Raw genomic sequence first — 14776 nt, forward strand, 5'->3', positions numbered from 1 at the left:
TGGCGCGACCTGGTCGCCCGGGTCACTGCCGGGCGACCTCGTCGTGCAGGGCGCGCATCGAGCGGATCGCCGACCGGATCTCTTGCAGGTAGCGCCCCGGCGTGAGGGTCTGCTCGGGCAGCACCGCCAGGTCGGCCAACGTCGGGTCCACCCCGACCGTGTCGATGGCGCACCCGTACGGCAGGGCCAGTGTGCGCAGCGCGTCGCAGTGCTGGAACGGCACGTAGATCGGCGCCGTGACCATCAGGACCTCGTCACCCGGGGCGAGCCGGACATGGCCGGCCCAGAACCGCTGGGTGTCGGCGGTGTGCGCGCGGCGCTGGTCCGGTTCGCTGGACGGCGCGGCCAGCACCCGGATCGGGGGTAGCCCGTCCGGTCGGTAGGTCCGCGACGACCAGGAGTGGTGCGGGTGGCCGGCGTCGACGCCGTCCTGCTCCGCCGGGGCGGTCACCTCGAACACCCGGCGGACGGCCGTGTCCAGCACGTCCACCTCGGTCTCGTCGGCCGGCAGGCCCGCGTCGGCGAGGGTGCGGCGTTCCCAGTCCGACAGCGGCCGGAAGCTGCCCAGGACGGCGACCTCGCCGCTCACCGGTAGGCCGGCGCGGAGCAGGTGCGCGGCGTACCCGACGCGGCGTACGCAGGCATGCGCCAGGCCGCCGAGCACCACCAGGTGGGCGTACGCCGACCGGCCCGGTGGCACCGGGTGGATCAGCCCGAGCGCGGCAGCCGCGTCGAGCACCAGTGTCGCGGTGGCCGGGTCGAGGTCGGGTTCCCGGGCGTCGGGGCGCTCTCGACCGCCCCGAAAGTCCCAGTGGTGGGCGGAGAAGTCGTCGAGGAAGCGGAGCACCTCGGTGAGGTCGCCGTCGGGCCAGGTGCCGCCGAAGTGGGCGACGAGGCCGCGCAGCGGGGTGGAGCAGACCCAGGTCCGGACCTCCGCCGTGATCCGCTCGTCGTCCGTCTCGGTCGACGGCGCCGCGTCCGCTCTCTGCACAGCCGGATGCTACCGGCCCGCTGGGGTGAGGCCGGCGGTTGTGGTTGCTGTCTACGCTGGCGGGAGCGGCTGATTGGGGGATCTCGATGACCCGTGACGTGGCCCGTCAGCGGTTACGGGAGGGCGGCGGCTCCGGCGCGGGCTTCGTCCGGCTGGTGGCGCACACCGACCCGGTGGCGTTGGTCGGCATCACGCTGTCGGTCACCCTCAGCATCGTGCTCGACCTCAGCAACGCCGCCACCGGGGTGGAGTCGCTGTTGGCCGGCCTGATGGGCATCACCATCTCGCTGTTGGTCGACTCACTGGCCCGCGCGGAGCGCCGCTTTCACCTGCGCACCCTGCTGGACGGCCCGCCCTGGCTGGTACACACCACCACCGAGCTGGCCGGGGCCATGCGGGAGGCGGCCGAGCAGCACGCGGGCACCCGGGTCGCCGAGGAGGCGCAGCGGCGCTACGAGCAGTTCCGGTTGGAGGCCGAGCAGCTCGCGGACGGTCGGATCATCCGGCGCGGCGACGAGGACGAGGACCTGGTCGGTGCGACCCGCGCCTGCGTGCGTCGGCTGGACGGGTTGACAAACGTGATGCCCCGGGTGAGCGGGGAGTTGAGCTGGTGGCGCAGCGAGATCGGCCGGCGCTACTGGGAGGCCAACGTGGAGGCCCTGCAACGGGGTGTCCAGATTACCCGGGTCTTCGTCTACGCCACGCTGACCGAGGAGCTGTCCGCCCTGGTGGAGAAGCAGCGCGCGGCCGGGGCGCGGGTGGGTCTGCTGCCCCTCGGGGTGGTCAGTCCGCACTTGCACGTCAATTTGACACTCTGGGACGGGTCGAGCTGTTGGGAGGCCCACATGACCGCGCACGGCGAGATCGGCGAGAATCAGTTCTCGGTCAACCGGACGGACGTCGCTCGGCTCACCCGCGTGTTCGACCTCTGCGCGAACGCCGCGACGTTCCAGGACTGACGGCCCCCAGGGGCGGGAACGGGTGAGCCATGACGTTGAGCGCGGTCCTGCTGGTGACGGCAGTGGTCTGGGCGGTCAGCGTGATCCGCTCCGTCCGGCTCCGCGCGCTGGTCTACAGTCTGCCGCTGCCGATGACGCTCGCCCTGGTCACCACCGACTACCGGGTGGACGGCGCGCAGGTGCTCGGTGTGCTCGGGCTCAACCTCTTCTTCGTCATCGTGGCGGTCACCCACCAGCGGTGGCGTTGGCCGATCCTGCTCGCCGACGTCGCGGGGATCGCCGGGTACGTGGCGTTGAGCGCCGGCCTGTTGGCCGTCGACATCCCGTTCGAGGTGGCCCTCGCCGGAACGCTCGTGCTCTGGCTGGCGGCCATCCTGTGGCTGCGCCGTCGCGCCAGCCGCAGCGCGAGCCGCAGCGCCAGCCGCAGCGCGAGCCGCAGCGCCAGCCGCAGCGCCAGCCGCAGCGCGAGCCGCAGCGCCGGCCCACGTGCCGCTTCCGCCGAGGAGACGGTAGCCGTCCCGGAGACCCGCCCGGACGGGCTGCCGGCGTTGCTCAAGCTGGTGGTGATCTTCGTTGGTGCGGTTCTCACCCAACTGCTCGGTGCCGTGCTGCGCGGCATGGTGGTGACCTTCCCGTACTCGGGGGTGCTGGTCGCCGTGGAGGCCCGCCGGCAGTTGGCCGAGTTCAGTCGGCACTTCGCTCGCAACAGTCTCGCCCTTGTCGGCTTCCTCACCGCGTATCACTACCTTCAAGACGTCTCGTGGGCCGTGGCGTTGGGCGCCGGCTGGGCGGCCTTCGCGGTGGTCGCCGCCGCTCTGCACCTGCCGTTGCGCCCCCGTCGGGTTGCGCAGGCGCGAGCGGCGAGCCGCCCGGCACTGCGGCCGGCGACCGAACCACCCACCCCTAGCGGCCTGCCCTGACCAGCTCGGCGATCTCGGTGAGCGGTTCGGCGTACGCGGGCCAGTCGAGGCCGTCGACGCTGAGCGTGGGGCGGCGACGCACCCCGTCCACCGCCCCCGCGCGCACGATCGCGGTCAGCAGGTCGTACGACCAGGACGGCTCCAGCAGCGTCCGAAGCTCGGGCACCTCGGGGCGCAGCAGCGACAGCGCGCCGACGAGGGCGGCGGCGGCCCAGTTGGAGGTGCCGCCGACGAGCAGCGCGTCCGCGCCCACCACGCACCGGATCCGCTCGCCGGAGGCGACCACCCGGCCGATCAGGTCCGCCGGCAGACGGCCCATGCCGAGTTCGTTGCCCCCGTCGCCGATGCCGATCCGGTACGCCGACCCGGCGGTGTAGAGCCGGTCCAGGGGTGCCGTGTGCGCGCCGATGTCCTCGCCGCGCATGTTGCGCGGCCGACCGTCCACTCCGGGCCCGACCCGTTCGCAGGCGACGAGGTGGGTCAGCCGGGCGTACTCGGGAAGGAGGGCGGTAGCCCAGTCCTCGTACCCGCGCAGGGGTGCGACGTCGACCGGCAGGCCCGGCGCGGCGGCGGCGACGGCCGCCTCGACGACCGGGGCGCAGGGCTCGTCGGTGACGAGCCGGCACCGGCCACCGAGCAGGCGCAGCGCGGCGGCGATCTGGACCGCGCCGAGCGGGCCGTCGGTCTCCGCGTTGGGCGGCTCGGCGCCGGGGATGAAGAACCCGGTGAACACCGCCGCCTCGGGCGACCTGGCGGCGGCGAGCGACCGGGCGGCGGCCAGCAGTCCACCCGCAGCGGGCGCGGCCAGCGCCTCGCTGCCCCGGCCCACCTCGCGCGCCGCGACGCGCTCCAGCTCGGCGATCGTCTCCTCGATGCGCACCTCGTGCCTCCCCGTCGACAGTGGACCGACCCAGGGTAGCGGTGGGCGGCCATACTGCGGATCGAGTGGAAGGATGCCAGGATTGCCGCGAAATCCAGTGGTCAATAACGATCCCGACCCCTGGAAATCGTTGACGTGCTGTCAGGTGGGGACGTCCTTGCGCTACAGGCTGACAGTTGTTCGCATCGACCGGCGGTGGGAGCGTGCGGTATCCACGAACGCCGCTGAAGGGTTGCCACGATGACCGACGACCTGCTGGCCCGGCACCGGGCCGTACTCCCGTCCTGGATGCCGTTGTACTACGCCGAGCCGATCGAGCTGGTGTCCGGCTCGGGCCGCCGGGTCACCGACGCGCAGGGTCGCAGCTACCTGGACTTCTTCGGCGGCGTGCTGACCAACATGATCGGGTACGACATCCCGGAGATCCGGGAGGCCGTCGAGCGGCAGCTCGCCACCGGCGTCGTGCACACCTCGACGCTCTACCTGATCCGGCAACAGGTGGAGTTGGCCGAGAAGATCGCCCAGCGCTCCGGCATCCCGGATGCCCGGGTGTTCTTCACCAACTCCGGCACCGAGGCGAACGAGGCGGCGCTGCTGGTCGCCACCAACCACCGCCGTTCGCACCAGATCCTGGCCGTGCGCAACAGCTACCACGGCCGGTCGTACGCGGCGATGGGCGTCACCGGCAACCGCAACTGGTCGGCCAGCGGCCTCAACCCGCTCCAGGTGGCCTGGCTGCACTCCGGTGACCGGGTGCGCGGTCTGCTGTCCCGGCTCAGCGACGACGAGCAGGTCGACGCGGCGGTGGAGGACCTGCGCGAGGTGCTGGCCACCCAGACCGCCGGTGACGTGGCCGCGCTGATCGCCGAGCCGATCCAGGGCGTGGGCGGTTTCGTGCACCCGCCGGACGGGCTCTTCGCCGGTTGGAAGAAGGTCCTCGACGAGCACGGCATCCTGTTCATCGCCGACGAGGTGCAGACCGGCTGGGGGCGTACCGGGGAGCACTTCTGGGGTTACCAGGCGCACGGCGTCACCCCCGACCTGCTCACCTTCGCCAAGGGCATCGGCAACGGGTTCGCCCTCGCCGGGGTGGTTGGGCGGGCCGAGGTGCTGGAGTCGGTGCCGGCCATCAGCTTCTCCACCTTCGGCGGCAACCCGATCTCCACGGCGGCCGGCAACGCGGTGCTCGACTACCTCCTGGAGCACGACCTCCAGGCGAACGCGGCCCGCGTCGGCGCGATCCTCGCCGACGGCCTGCGGTCCGCCGTGGGCGGGCTCGACTGCGTCGCCGAGGTACGCGGGAAGGGGCTGATGCTCGGCGTCGAGTTCGTCCGACCGGGCACCAGTGAGCCGGACCCGGCGCTGACCAACCGGGTCTTCGAAGCCGCCCGCGACGGTGGCCTGCTGGCCGGCAAGGGTGGCCTCTACGGCAACGTGCTGCGGATGGGTCCACCGTTGACGCTGACCGAGGAGGAGGCCCGGGAGGGCCTGGCGATCCTCGTCGACGCGATCCGCACCACGGCGGGGGCGGCGGCATGAGCATCGGTCACTTCATCGACGGCAAGCGGGTCGGCGGCACGTCGGAGCGGCGCGGCGACGTGTTCGACCCGGCGACCGGTCGGCGTACCGCCGAGGTCGAGCTGGCCTCGACCGCGGACGTCGACGTGGCGGTGCAGGCCGCCGCCCGCGCGGCGCGGGCCTGGCGGGACGCGTCGCTGGCCCGGCGGTCCGCCGTGCTGTTCGCCTTCCGGGAGTTGGTGCACGCCCGGCGGGACCGGCTCGCCGAGGTGGTCACCGCCGAGCACGGCAAGGTGCTCGCCGACGCCGCCGGCGAGGTGCAGCGCGGCCTGGAGGTCATCGAGTACGCGTGCGGTCTGCCGTCGGCGCTGCGCGGCGCGTTCAGCGAGAACGTGTCCACCGAGGTCGACTCGTACACCATCCGGCAGCCGCTCGGGGTGGTCGCGGTGATCTCCCCGTTCAACTTCCCGGTGATGGTGCCGCTGTGGTTCGTGCCGGTGGCCGTGGCCTGCGGCAACGCGGTGGTGCTCAAGCCGAGTGAGAAGGACCCGAGCGCGGCGTTGCTGCTGGCCGAGTGGTTCGCCGAGGCGGGCCTGCCCGACGGGGTGCTCAACGTGGTCAACGGCGACTCCGAGGCGGTCGACGCACTGCTGGAGCACCCGGAGGTGCGGGCGGTCTCGTTCGTCGGCTCCACCCCGATCGCCCGGTACGTCTACCAGCGCGGAACGGCCGCCGGCAAGCGGGTGCAGGCGCTCGGTGGGGCGAAGAACCACATGGTGGTGCTCCCGGACGCCGACCTGGACCTGGCCGCCGACGCGGCGGTCAACGCCGGGTTCGGCTCGGCGGGGGAGCGGTGCATGGCCATCTCGGTGCTGGTGGCGGTGGAGCCGGTGGCGGACGCGCTGGTCGAGCGGATCGCCCAGCGGGTGATCGGGCTGCGCACCGGCGACGGCCGACGGGGCTGCGACATGGGCCCGCTGGTCACCGCCGCGCACGCGGCGAAGGTCCGCTCCTACGTGGACGCCGGTGTCGGCGCCGGCGCGGTGCCGGTGGTGGACGGGCGGGACGTGACGCCGGACGGCGACCCGGACGGTTTCTGGCTCGGCCCGACCCTGTTCGACAGGGTGACCCCGGACATGTCGATCTACACCGACGAGATCTTCGGGCCGGTGCTGAGCGTGGTCCGGGTCGGCTCGTACGACGAGGCGGTGGACCTGGTCAACGCCAGCCCGTACGGCAACGGCACGGCGATCTTCACCAACGACGGTGGTGCGGCCCGGCGCTACCAGCACGAGGTGGAGGTGGGCATGGTCGGGATCAACGTGCCCATCCCGGTGCCGATGGCGTACCACTCGTTCGGCGGCTGGAAGTCGTCGCTCTTCGGTGACCTGCACGCGCACGGCGAGGACGGGGTGCGCTTCTTCACCCGGGGCAAGGTCGTCACCAGCCGCTGGTTGGATCCGCGGCACGGCGGGGTCAACCTGGGGTTCCCCACCCAGACCTGAGCAGTCGCAGCACGCCCGCCCCGGCCAGGTACGCCACCAGCGCCGGGGCGGGCGTGCGAGCGGCGCCGGGGCCCGCTGCGTACCCCTGGACGGTCGGGGTGATGACCCGGTGTCCGAAAACGACCATGGTGATGGCGAGCGCGCGGAGCGGGCCGACGTACCGCTCCCGCCCAGCCGGGGTGCGCTCGGTCGGTTGGCGCCGACGGCGCGTAGGCCCGGGTTGGGCGACCCGGCGACGGCTGGTGGTGATAACGGTTCGACCGTCAGGACTTGAAGTCCGAGCCCGGCTGTCGTAGAAATTCTTCAGCAACAGAGCATGAACTGAAGAGAATCACCGCGCCTCGCGCGGCGGACGCCTCCCCCCACAGACCGGCGACCCGCCCGACCCGACCCGAGGAGAACCCATGAACAGGCGTGACATCCTGCGGCGCAGCGCCGCCGCCGGCCTCCTGGCCACCCCCGCCGCCGGCCTGCTGTCCGGCTGCGCCACCGGCGGTGGCGGTGACAAGAACGATGCCGAGACCTACCAGGGCACCAAGAGCGCGCAGAACCCGCTCGGCGTGAAGGAGGACGCCCCTCTCGAGGTGGTGATCTTCGGCGGCGGGTTCGGTGAGGAGTACGCCAAGGCCCACGAGGCCCTGTACACCGAGAAGTACCCGAAGGCGAAGATCAAGCACTCCTCCACCCAGGAGATCAGCAAGACCCTCCAGCCGCGGTTCGTCGACGGCACCCCGCCGGACGTGGTCAACAACTCCGGCTCCGGCCAGATCGACTTCAACGGCCTGGTGAGCCAGAACGCCCTCGCCGGCCTCGACGACCTGCTGGCCGCCCCGAGCCTCGACATCCCCGGCAAGACGGTCAAGGACACGCTGCTGCCCGGCGCGGTAGAGGTCGGGTCCTACGACGGCAAGTTCCTGGTGCTCAACTACACCTACACCGCCTACGGCATCTGGCACTCCGCCAAGCTCTTCGCCGACCGCGGCTGGTCGTACGCGAAGACCTGGGACGATCACATCGCGCTCTGCAAGCAGATCAAGGCCGCCGGCATCGCCCCCTGGACGTACGCCGGCCTGCACCCGCGCTACATGAGCTGGCCGCTGATCTCCACCGCGATCAAACTCGGCGGCCCCTCGGTGGCGACCGCCATCGACAACCTGGAGCCGAACGCCTGGAAGTCCGACTCGATGCGGACCGCCGCCGACGCCTGGCACCAGATCGTCAAGGACAAGTACATCCTGGAGGGCTCGCCCGGCCTGGACCACAAGCAGTCGCAGACCGCCTGGTGCCAGGGCAAGGCCGCCTTCATCTCCTGCGGCTCCTGGCTGGAGAGCGAGCAGAAGGACGTCACCCCGGCCGGGTTCAACATGACCATCGCGCCGACGCCGAGCCTGGGCAGCGGCGACAAGTTGCCGTTCGAGGCGATCCGCGGCACCGCCGGGGAACCGTTCATGGTGCCGGCCAAGGCCCGCAACGTCGCCGGCGGTCTGGAGTACTTCCGGACCATGCTCTCCAAGAAGGGCGCCCAGGACTTCACGAAGAAGGTCGCCAGCCTCACCGTGGTCGCCGGCGCCACCGAGGGCGTCGAGCTGCCGTACGGGCTGAGCACCGTGGTCAAGGCCCTCGACGCGTCCGGCGCCAACGGCTTCAACTGGGTCTACAACAACTTCTACCGCAAGCTGGAGCGCAACCTCGTCGACGCCGCGTGCGGCGAGTTCTTCAGCGGCCGGATCGGCCCCGCGGAGTTCCTCGAACAGTGCCAGAAGGGCGCCGACTCGATCGCCCAGGACAGCTCGATCAAGAAGTACAAGCGAGCGGCCTGACCCGCCCGGCCGGTGGGGGAGAGGTCCGCCCCCACCGGCCGTACCCCGACGGAAAGGTCCCTCTCGTGAAACATGGCAAGTGGCCGCTGATCGTCACTTTCCTGGTGCCGCCGGTGCTGTTGTACGTGTTCTTCGTCGTCTCGCCGTACCTGCAGGCGTTCCAGATCTCCACCACCGACTGGCTCGGCTACTCGGCGGACGCCAACCCCGTCGGCCTGGCCAACTTCAAGACCCTCTGGCACGACGACTACGTGTGGAACGCGCTGAAGAACAACGCGATCCTGCTGGGTCTGGTGCCGGTGCTGACCATCGTGCTCGGGCTCTTCTTCGCCACCATGCTCGCCATGGGCGGGCGCAAGGGCAGCGCCGGCGTGACCGGCGTACGCGGGAGTGCGCTCTACCGCACCGTCTACTTCTTCCCCCAGGTGCTCTCCGTGGTGATCATCGCGCTGCTCTGGAAGGAGGTGTACCACCCCAACCAGGGGCTGCTCACCAGCGCCGCACACGCCGTCGGCCTGCCCGCGCCGACCTGGCTCGGCGACCCGGCGACCGCCTTCTGGTGCGTGCTGGCGGTGATGGTCTGGAGCAACGTCGGCTTCTACGTGGTGCTGTTCGGCGCGGCGATGTCGGCCGTGCCGAAGGAGATCTACGAGGCGGTGCTGCTCGACGGCGCGTCCCGGTTCACCACCCTGCGCCGGGTCACCCTGCCGCTGCTCTGGGACACCGTCCAGGTCGCCTGGGTCTATCTGGCCATCTTCGCCCTGGACGGGTTCATCCTCGTGCAGCTGATGACCAACGGCGGGCCGAACTTCTCCACCGACGTGATCGGCGTACGGATGTACGACACCGCCTTCGGCAGCGAGACCAAGTTCGGCTACGCCTCCGCGATCGGCGTGGTGATGTTCTTCCTGACCCTCTCGGTGGCGGTGCTGTCGCTGCGGGTCGGCCGGCGCGAACGGATCGAGTACTCGTGACCACTCTGGACCAGCCCACCGCGACCGCCCCGACCCCGGTCACCAGCGGGGACCGCCCGGTACGCCGGGAACTCGGCGTGGCCAACGCCCTCTCGCACGGCTTCCTGCTGCTCTGGGGCCTGCTCACCGTACTGCCACTGCTGTGGATGTTCATCAGCTCGTTCAAGACCAACGGTGAGATCCTCGCCGACCCGTGGGGGCTCCCCGGCGCGCTGCACCTGGACAACTGGGCGCGGGCCTGGACCGGCGCCCACATCGGCCGGTACTTCCTCAACAGCCTGGTGGTGGTGACCGGCTCGGTGAGCCTCACCATGTTGATGGGCGCCACCGCCGCGTACGTCTTCGCCAGGTACGAGTTCCGCGGCAGCCAGGTCGTCTACTACCTGTTCGTCGGCGGCCTCATGTTCCCGGTGTTCCTCGCCCTGGTGCCGCTCTTCTTCGTGGTCCGCAACGCCGGCCTCTTCAACACCTGGCTCGGGCTGATCCTCGTGTACGCGGCCTACTCGCTGCCGTTCACGGTGTTCTTCCTGACCGCGTTCTTCCGAACCCTGCCGACCTCGGTGGCGGAAGCCGCACTCGTCGACGGCTGCGGTCACTTCCGGCTCTTCTTCCGGGTGATGCTGCCAATGGCCCGTCCGGGACTGATCAGCGTGGCAATCTTCAACTTCCTCAGCCACTGGAACCAGTTCCTGCTGCCGCAGGTGCTGTTGCAGGGCGACGACTCCAAGTGGATGCTGGCGCAGGGGTTGTTCGCGCTCTCGGTCAGCCAGGGCTATGCCGGCGACTACGCTCGGCTCTTTGCCGGGCTGAGCATCGCGGTGCTTCCGGTGCTCGCGGTCTACGTGGCCTTCCAGCGGCAGGTGCAGGCGGGCCTCACCGCAGGGCAACTCAAGTAGGTACGTTCCTGCCTCCTCGCCGTCGGGTAGGCCCGTCGTCCTCCAGGCAACCCAGGTCTGACCGATCCTGATCGGTCGACGGCACTGCCCGACGTGCGCGCTGGCCGACGTGCGCTGGCCGACGTGCGCCGGCCCTGCGGCGCCGGTCGGCGTCGGCTCGGGGGCCGGCTCGGCTCCGACGAGCCAAGCCGGCCTGTCCCTCAGATCGCGAGGGCCCCGCCGTCCACCGGGAGGAGTACACCGTGGATGTGTGACGCCTCGTCACTGGCGAGGAAGATCACCGCCGCGGCGGTGTCCTGCACCGTGCCCGTACGCCTGTCCGGGTTGCTCTCGGCGAGCTTCTCCAGGAGGGGGCGGAGGTCTTCGTTTCCCTGCGTGATGGTGGGTCCGGGGGCGACGGTGTTCACCCGCACACCCTCGGCGGCCAACTCCGCGGCCCACGACCTCGTCAGCGAGTGCAGGCCTGCCTTGCTGGCGCCGTACAGCGAGGTGAACTTGATTCCATCCACGCCGCCGATCGAGCCGATGTTGATCACCGAGCCGCCGCCGTGTTCCACCATGCCGGGCACCAGGGCCGCCGTCAGGAGGAACGGGGCCTTGATGTTGACCTCCAGCACCAGGTCGATCTGTTCCTCGGTCGACTCCGTCATGGGGTGCGGCGGCACGAGAAAGGCCGCGTTGTTGACCAGGATGTCGATCGGCCGACCCGCCAGGGCCGTCGCCTCCTGTGCGAGGCGGCGGATCTCGGAGCCACCCGCGGAGAGGTCCGCCTCGACGAAGTGGGCGATGCCACCCTCCGCGACGATTCCGTCGACGATCTGGGCACCCTGCTCCGCGCCAAGCCCGGTCACGACCACGATGGCGCCCTCGCGGGCCATCGCCTCCGCCACACCGCGCCCAATTCCGCTGGTCGAGCCTGTGACCAGGGCAGCGCGCCCTTCGAGGCGTTTCATGTCGGTACCTCCGGTTCTTGCGGTGATGTCATGGGACGTGGGACGGCTGAACATCTCGTCAAGCCCATGGTTAATTGCTTGAACAAGCAAGGATAGCGGGTGATTCCCTGGCAGGTACGGGCTCTGGTGCAATGCCACCACTGGAGGGCGGGTGCCGAGACCGCATCCCCCGGAATCGGCGGTCGCGGCCGGGGCTACGGCTGCGACAAGTGCCGTCACCTGCTCAGGGTCGGGGCAGCCCGTGCGGATACGCCGTCGCGCGCCGGTGATCGCGGTCGTGTCGGGCGCCGCGCGCTGGTGATCGCGCTAAATCCTGGAAAGAGTCCCCTCGTCGCGGCCGGAGGGCACTACATCCTGGATCGAGTGCGATCATGCGCGGCGTGCGGCGTGCCGGGCGTGCGGCGCGGGGCGCGGGGCGCGATCATGCGGGGCGCACGCCCAGCGCTCGGGCTTCAGGGGGTGGGGAAGAGGCGGGCGTGCAGGGCGGCTGGGTCGGTCACCTCGGGTAGGCCGCGGGCGGCGAGCCAGGCTGCGGCGGCGGCCCCGTCTCCGGCGGTCCGCAGGGGCGCGTCCGGCCAGTGTCGCGCGATCTCGGCCCGGACGGCGGTGGCCAGCGGGGTGTCCGCGGTGAGCAGACCGCCGCCGAGCACGATCGGTGTCACCGCGCCGGCGGGGCGGATGCGGCTCACGCTCTCGGTGAGGTGCGCGGCGGCGTCGGTGATCAGCTCGGTGGCGACCGGGTCGCCGTGGGTGGCGGCGTCGACGACAAGCGGCGCGAGCCGGGCCAGTTCGATGGGGGGTCGACGGGTCACCGTCTGGATGGTGGCGTCGACGGTGTCCCGGGGGCGGGCGGCGATGTCCGCGCTGCCCAGGAGTTCGGTGAGCACGGTCGTGGCCAGCCCGCCAAGCCCACGGCCGGTGTCCAGGTCGGCGAGCAGCCGGCGTACCGCTTCCCGGCCGAGCCAGAAGCCCGAGCCGGCGTCGCCGAGGAGCCAGCCGTGGCCGTCGGCGATCCGGTCGAGCCGCAGCTCGTGGACGTGCGCGGTGATCGCCCCGGTGCCGGCGATGAGGATGGTTCCGTCCGGGGCGGCGGTGCCGGAGGCGTACGCGACCAGGGCGTCGCCGTGCACCTCGTACGGGCAGCGCAGGCCGGCGTCGTGCCAGGCCTGGTCGAAGGCGGCCCGCCCGGCCGGGTCGGCGAGCAGCCGGCCGGCTCCGGCGAGCCCGATGGTGCCGGCGGCCACCCGGGTCGGGTCGAGGCCGGTGAGCGCCTCGCGGAGCGCGGTCAGCAGTTCGGCGGCGGCGCGTTCGGCACCGTGACTCGTGGGGTTGCCGCCGCCCGCGCGGCCGGCGCCGACGCGTTGCCCGGTGAGGGTGAGGACGGTCGCCCGGGTGGACGTACCGCCGACATCGAGACCCACCACGACGGTGTCGGACATCGGCACGGGTCTCCTTGCGCGGAACGGCGATCTGGCTTGTTCATGCTGGTCGGCGGCGTCGTGCGGGGCAAGTTGTGGCGGGCGTGAGGGGCTGTGCAGCAGGTAACAGTTTGAAAACTTCGCCCACAGTCTTGACACAGAGGGCCCTTCAGTAAGAACTTTTACCACTAACAGTTAACAGTCTTTTCGGAAAGCGGAGGCAGCTCATGGTTGATCACGAGGTGGACACCGCCGCGGGGACCGCGGTGGTCGACGCCGACGTGCTCGACCGGAGGGCCTCGGCCTCCGACGGGGTGCTGGCCCGGGTCCGCAACGGCCTCGGCGAGTTGACCGGCGCCCTGCGCCGGGTCGCCGAGCACGTGCTCAGCGACCCGGAGGCCGCCGCCCGGTCCACCATCGTGGAGCTGGCCGAGCGCAGTGGCACCTCACCGGCGACCATCACCCGCTTCTGCCGGGCGATGGGCTTCGAGGGGTACGCGGACCTGCGGTTGGGCATCGCGTCCGAGACCGGCCGGGCCCGCTCGGCCGGCTGGACCGTCGACATCGGACGGGAGATCCAGCCGAGCGACCCGCTGGCCCGGGTGCTCGACCAGATCATGGCCGCCGACACCCGGGCCATGCACGACACCGCCACCCTGCTCGACCTCGCCGAGGTGGAGCGGGCCGCGGTGGCGATCGCCGGCGCCAGCCGGGTGAACATCTTCGGCGCCAGCGGCAGCGCCCTGGTCGGCGAGGAGATGCAGTTCAGCCTGCATCGCATCGGGGTTGCGGCGTGGGCGTGGAACGACGTGCACGAGGGGCTGGCCAGCGCCGCGTTGCTGCGATCGGGGGACGTGGCGCTCGGCATCTCGCACACCGGGCAGACCCGGGAGACGATCGAGATGCTCGCCGAGGCGGGCAGCCGGGGCGCCACCACGCTCGCGCTCACCGGCTTCCCCCGTTCGCCGTTGGCCGAGCTGGCCGACATCGTGCTGCTCACGGCCAGCCAGGCGACCACCTTCCGGCCGGACGCGCTCTCCGCCCGGCACCCCCAGCTGGTGGTGCTCGACCTGCTCTACATCGCCGTCGCCCAACGCACGCACGACCGCGCGCACGCGGCCTTCCGGCGGACCGCGCAGGCCGTCGACGGGCACAAGGCAGCGAAGGGAGCCCATTCATGATCAGCGCCCAGGGGTACGCGGACGCCGTCCGCCCGGTGCTCGACCGGCTGCTCGACTCGGAGGCCGACGGGATCACCCGGGCCGCCGACCTGATCGCCGACAGCCTGCGCGACGGCGGTGTGCTCCAGGCGTTCGGCGCGGGGCACTCGGAGGCGTTCGCCGCCGAGCTGGTCGCCCGGGCCGGCGGGTTGGTCCCCACCAACCGGCTCTCGGTACGGGACCTGGTGATGCACGGTGACGCCCCGCGCGACGTGCTCGCCGACCCCAAGCTGGAACGTGATCCCTCCATCGCCCACCAGATCTACGCGCTAGCGGCGCCTCAGCCGCGCGACGTGTTCGTGGTGGCGTCCCAATCCGGCATCAACGGCTCGGTGGTCGAGCTGGCGGCGCTGGTTACCGAGCGCGGTCACCCGTTGATCGCGGTCACCTCGGTCGAGCACACCGCACGGGTGGCTCCACGGCACCCGTCCGGGCATCGGCTCGCCGACCTCGCCGACGTCGTGCTGGACAATGGCGCGCCGTACGGCGATGCACTGCTGCCGCTCGAGGGCGGCGGCGCGGTCTGTGCGGTCTCCTCGGTCACCACGGCGCTGCTGGCGCAGCTGCTGACCGCGGAGGTCGTACGACGGTTCCACCAGGCCGGGGAGGTACCCCCTATCTACCTCTCCGCCAACGTCCCCGGCGGGGACGAGCACAACCTCGCCCTCGAGTCGCGGTACGCCGGACGTCTCCGGCGTACCGCATGACCCGAATTCCACAAG

General features: G+C 71.4%; 13 protein-coding genes. 9 read left to right on the forward strand and 4 right to left on the reverse strand.

Annotated features, from left to right (window positions below):
• Positions 1-22: 22 nt before the first annotated feature.
• Entirely contained in the window at positions 23-991 is a 969-nt protein-coding gene (locus tag ACFYL6_RS15150) for a hypothetical protein (RefSeq protein ID WP_387171461.1), read from the reverse strand.
• Positions 992-1077: 86 nt separating this feature from the next.
• Here ACFYL6_RS15150 and ACFYL6_RS15155 point away from each other — a divergent pair, with 86 nt between their 5' ends.
• Complete coding sequence (locus tag ACFYL6_RS15155; protein WP_387171462.1) at positions 1078-1950, forward strand: hypothetical protein; 873 nt, start codon at positions 1078-1080, stop codon at positions 1948-1950.
• A gap of 29 nt (positions 1951-1979) precedes the next feature.
• Positions 1980-2870 carry a hypothetical protein gene (locus ACFYL6_RS15160; RefSeq protein WP_387171464.1) on the forward strand — a complete coding sequence of 297 codons (891 nt, stop codon included), beginning with the start codon at positions 1980-1982 and terminating at the stop codon, positions 2868-2870.
• Here ACFYL6_RS15160 and ACFYL6_RS15165 read toward each other — a convergent pair.
• Entirely contained in the window at positions 2854-3750 is an 897-nt protein-coding gene (locus ACFYL6_RS15165) for a glutamate cyclase domain-containing protein (protein ID WP_387171466.1), read from the reverse strand. The genes ACFYL6_RS15160 and ACFYL6_RS15165 overlap by 17 nt on opposite strands.
• A gap of 240 nt (positions 3751-3990) precedes the next feature.
• Between ACFYL6_RS15165 and ACFYL6_RS15170 the strand changes: the two genes are divergently transcribed.
• From ACFYL6_RS15170 to ACFYL6_RS15190, 5 genes are all read left to right on the forward strand, one after another.
• The gene (locus ACFYL6_RS15170; RefSeq protein WP_387171468.1) at positions 3991-5289 is read left to right on the forward strand and encodes an aspartate aminotransferase family protein; all 1299 of its coding nucleotides are present in this window, start codon (positions 3991-3993) and stop codon (positions 5287-5289) included.
• Positions 5286-6773 (forward strand): CoA-acylating methylmalonate-semialdehyde dehydrogenase, encoded by a 1488-nt coding sequence (locus ACFYL6_RS15175; RefSeq protein ID WP_387171469.1) that lies wholly within the window; start codon positions 5286-5288, stop codon positions 6771-6773. The genes ACFYL6_RS15170 and ACFYL6_RS15175 overlap by 4 nt, the downstream gene beginning before the upstream one ends.
• Before the next feature lie 404 nt (positions 6774-7177).
• The gene (gene ngcE, locus ACFYL6_RS15180; RefSeq protein ID WP_387171471.1) at positions 7178-8593 is read left to right on the forward strand and encodes an N-acetylglucosamine/diacetylchitobiose ABC transporter substrate-binding protein; all 1416 of its coding nucleotides are present in this window, start codon (positions 7178-7180) and stop codon (positions 8591-8593) included.
• A gap of 65 nt (positions 8594-8658) precedes the next feature.
• Positions 8659-9567 (forward strand): carbohydrate ABC transporter permease, encoded by a 909-nt coding sequence (locus ACFYL6_RS15185; protein WP_238661556.1) that lies wholly within the window; start codon positions 8659-8661, stop codon positions 9565-9567.
• Complete coding sequence (locus ACFYL6_RS15190; protein WP_387171473.1) at positions 9564-10463, forward strand: carbohydrate ABC transporter permease; 900 nt, start codon at positions 9564-9566, stop codon at positions 10461-10463. Before ACFYL6_RS15185 ends, ACFYL6_RS15190 begins: the two co-directional genes overlap by 4 nt.
• 200 nt (positions 10464-10663) lie before the next feature.
• Here the strand turns inward: ACFYL6_RS15190 and ACFYL6_RS15195 are convergent, their stop codons facing one another.
• Together ACFYL6_RS15195 and ACFYL6_RS15200 are read right to left on the reverse strand one after the other, a co-directional pair.
• The gene (locus ACFYL6_RS15195; RefSeq protein ID WP_387171475.1) at positions 10664-11416 is read right to left on the reverse strand and encodes an SDR family NAD(P)-dependent oxidoreductase; all 753 of its coding nucleotides are present in this window, start codon (positions 11414-11416) and stop codon (positions 10664-10666) included.
• A gap of 452 nt (positions 11417-11868) precedes the next feature.
• Complete coding sequence (locus ACFYL6_RS15200; RefSeq protein ID WP_387171477.1) at positions 11869-12855, reverse strand: N-acetylglucosamine kinase; 987 nt, start codon at positions 12853-12855, stop codon at positions 11869-11871.
• A gap of 206 nt (positions 12856-13061) precedes the next feature.
• On the opposite strand from ACFYL6_RS15200, the gene ACFYL6_RS15205 reads away from it, so the two are divergent.
• Entirely contained in the window at positions 13062-14015 is a 954-nt protein-coding gene (locus ACFYL6_RS15205) for a MurR/RpiR family transcriptional regulator (RefSeq protein ID WP_387171479.1), read from the forward strand.
• Positions 14012-14761, forward strand: coding sequence for a sugar isomerase domain-containing protein (locus ACFYL6_RS15210; RefSeq protein ID WP_091403970.1), 750 nt, complete (start codon positions 14012-14014; stop codon positions 14759-14761). Before ACFYL6_RS15205 ends, ACFYL6_RS15210 begins: the two co-directional genes overlap by 4 nt.
• Positions 14762-14776 lie beyond the last annotated feature (15 nt).

This window comes from Micromonospora sp. NPDC007208, from assembly GCF_042869175.1.
In the GTDB taxonomy this organism is placed as follows: domain Bacteria; phylum Actinomycetota; class Actinomycetes; order Mycobacteriales; family Micromonosporaceae; genus Micromonospora; species Micromonospora foliorum.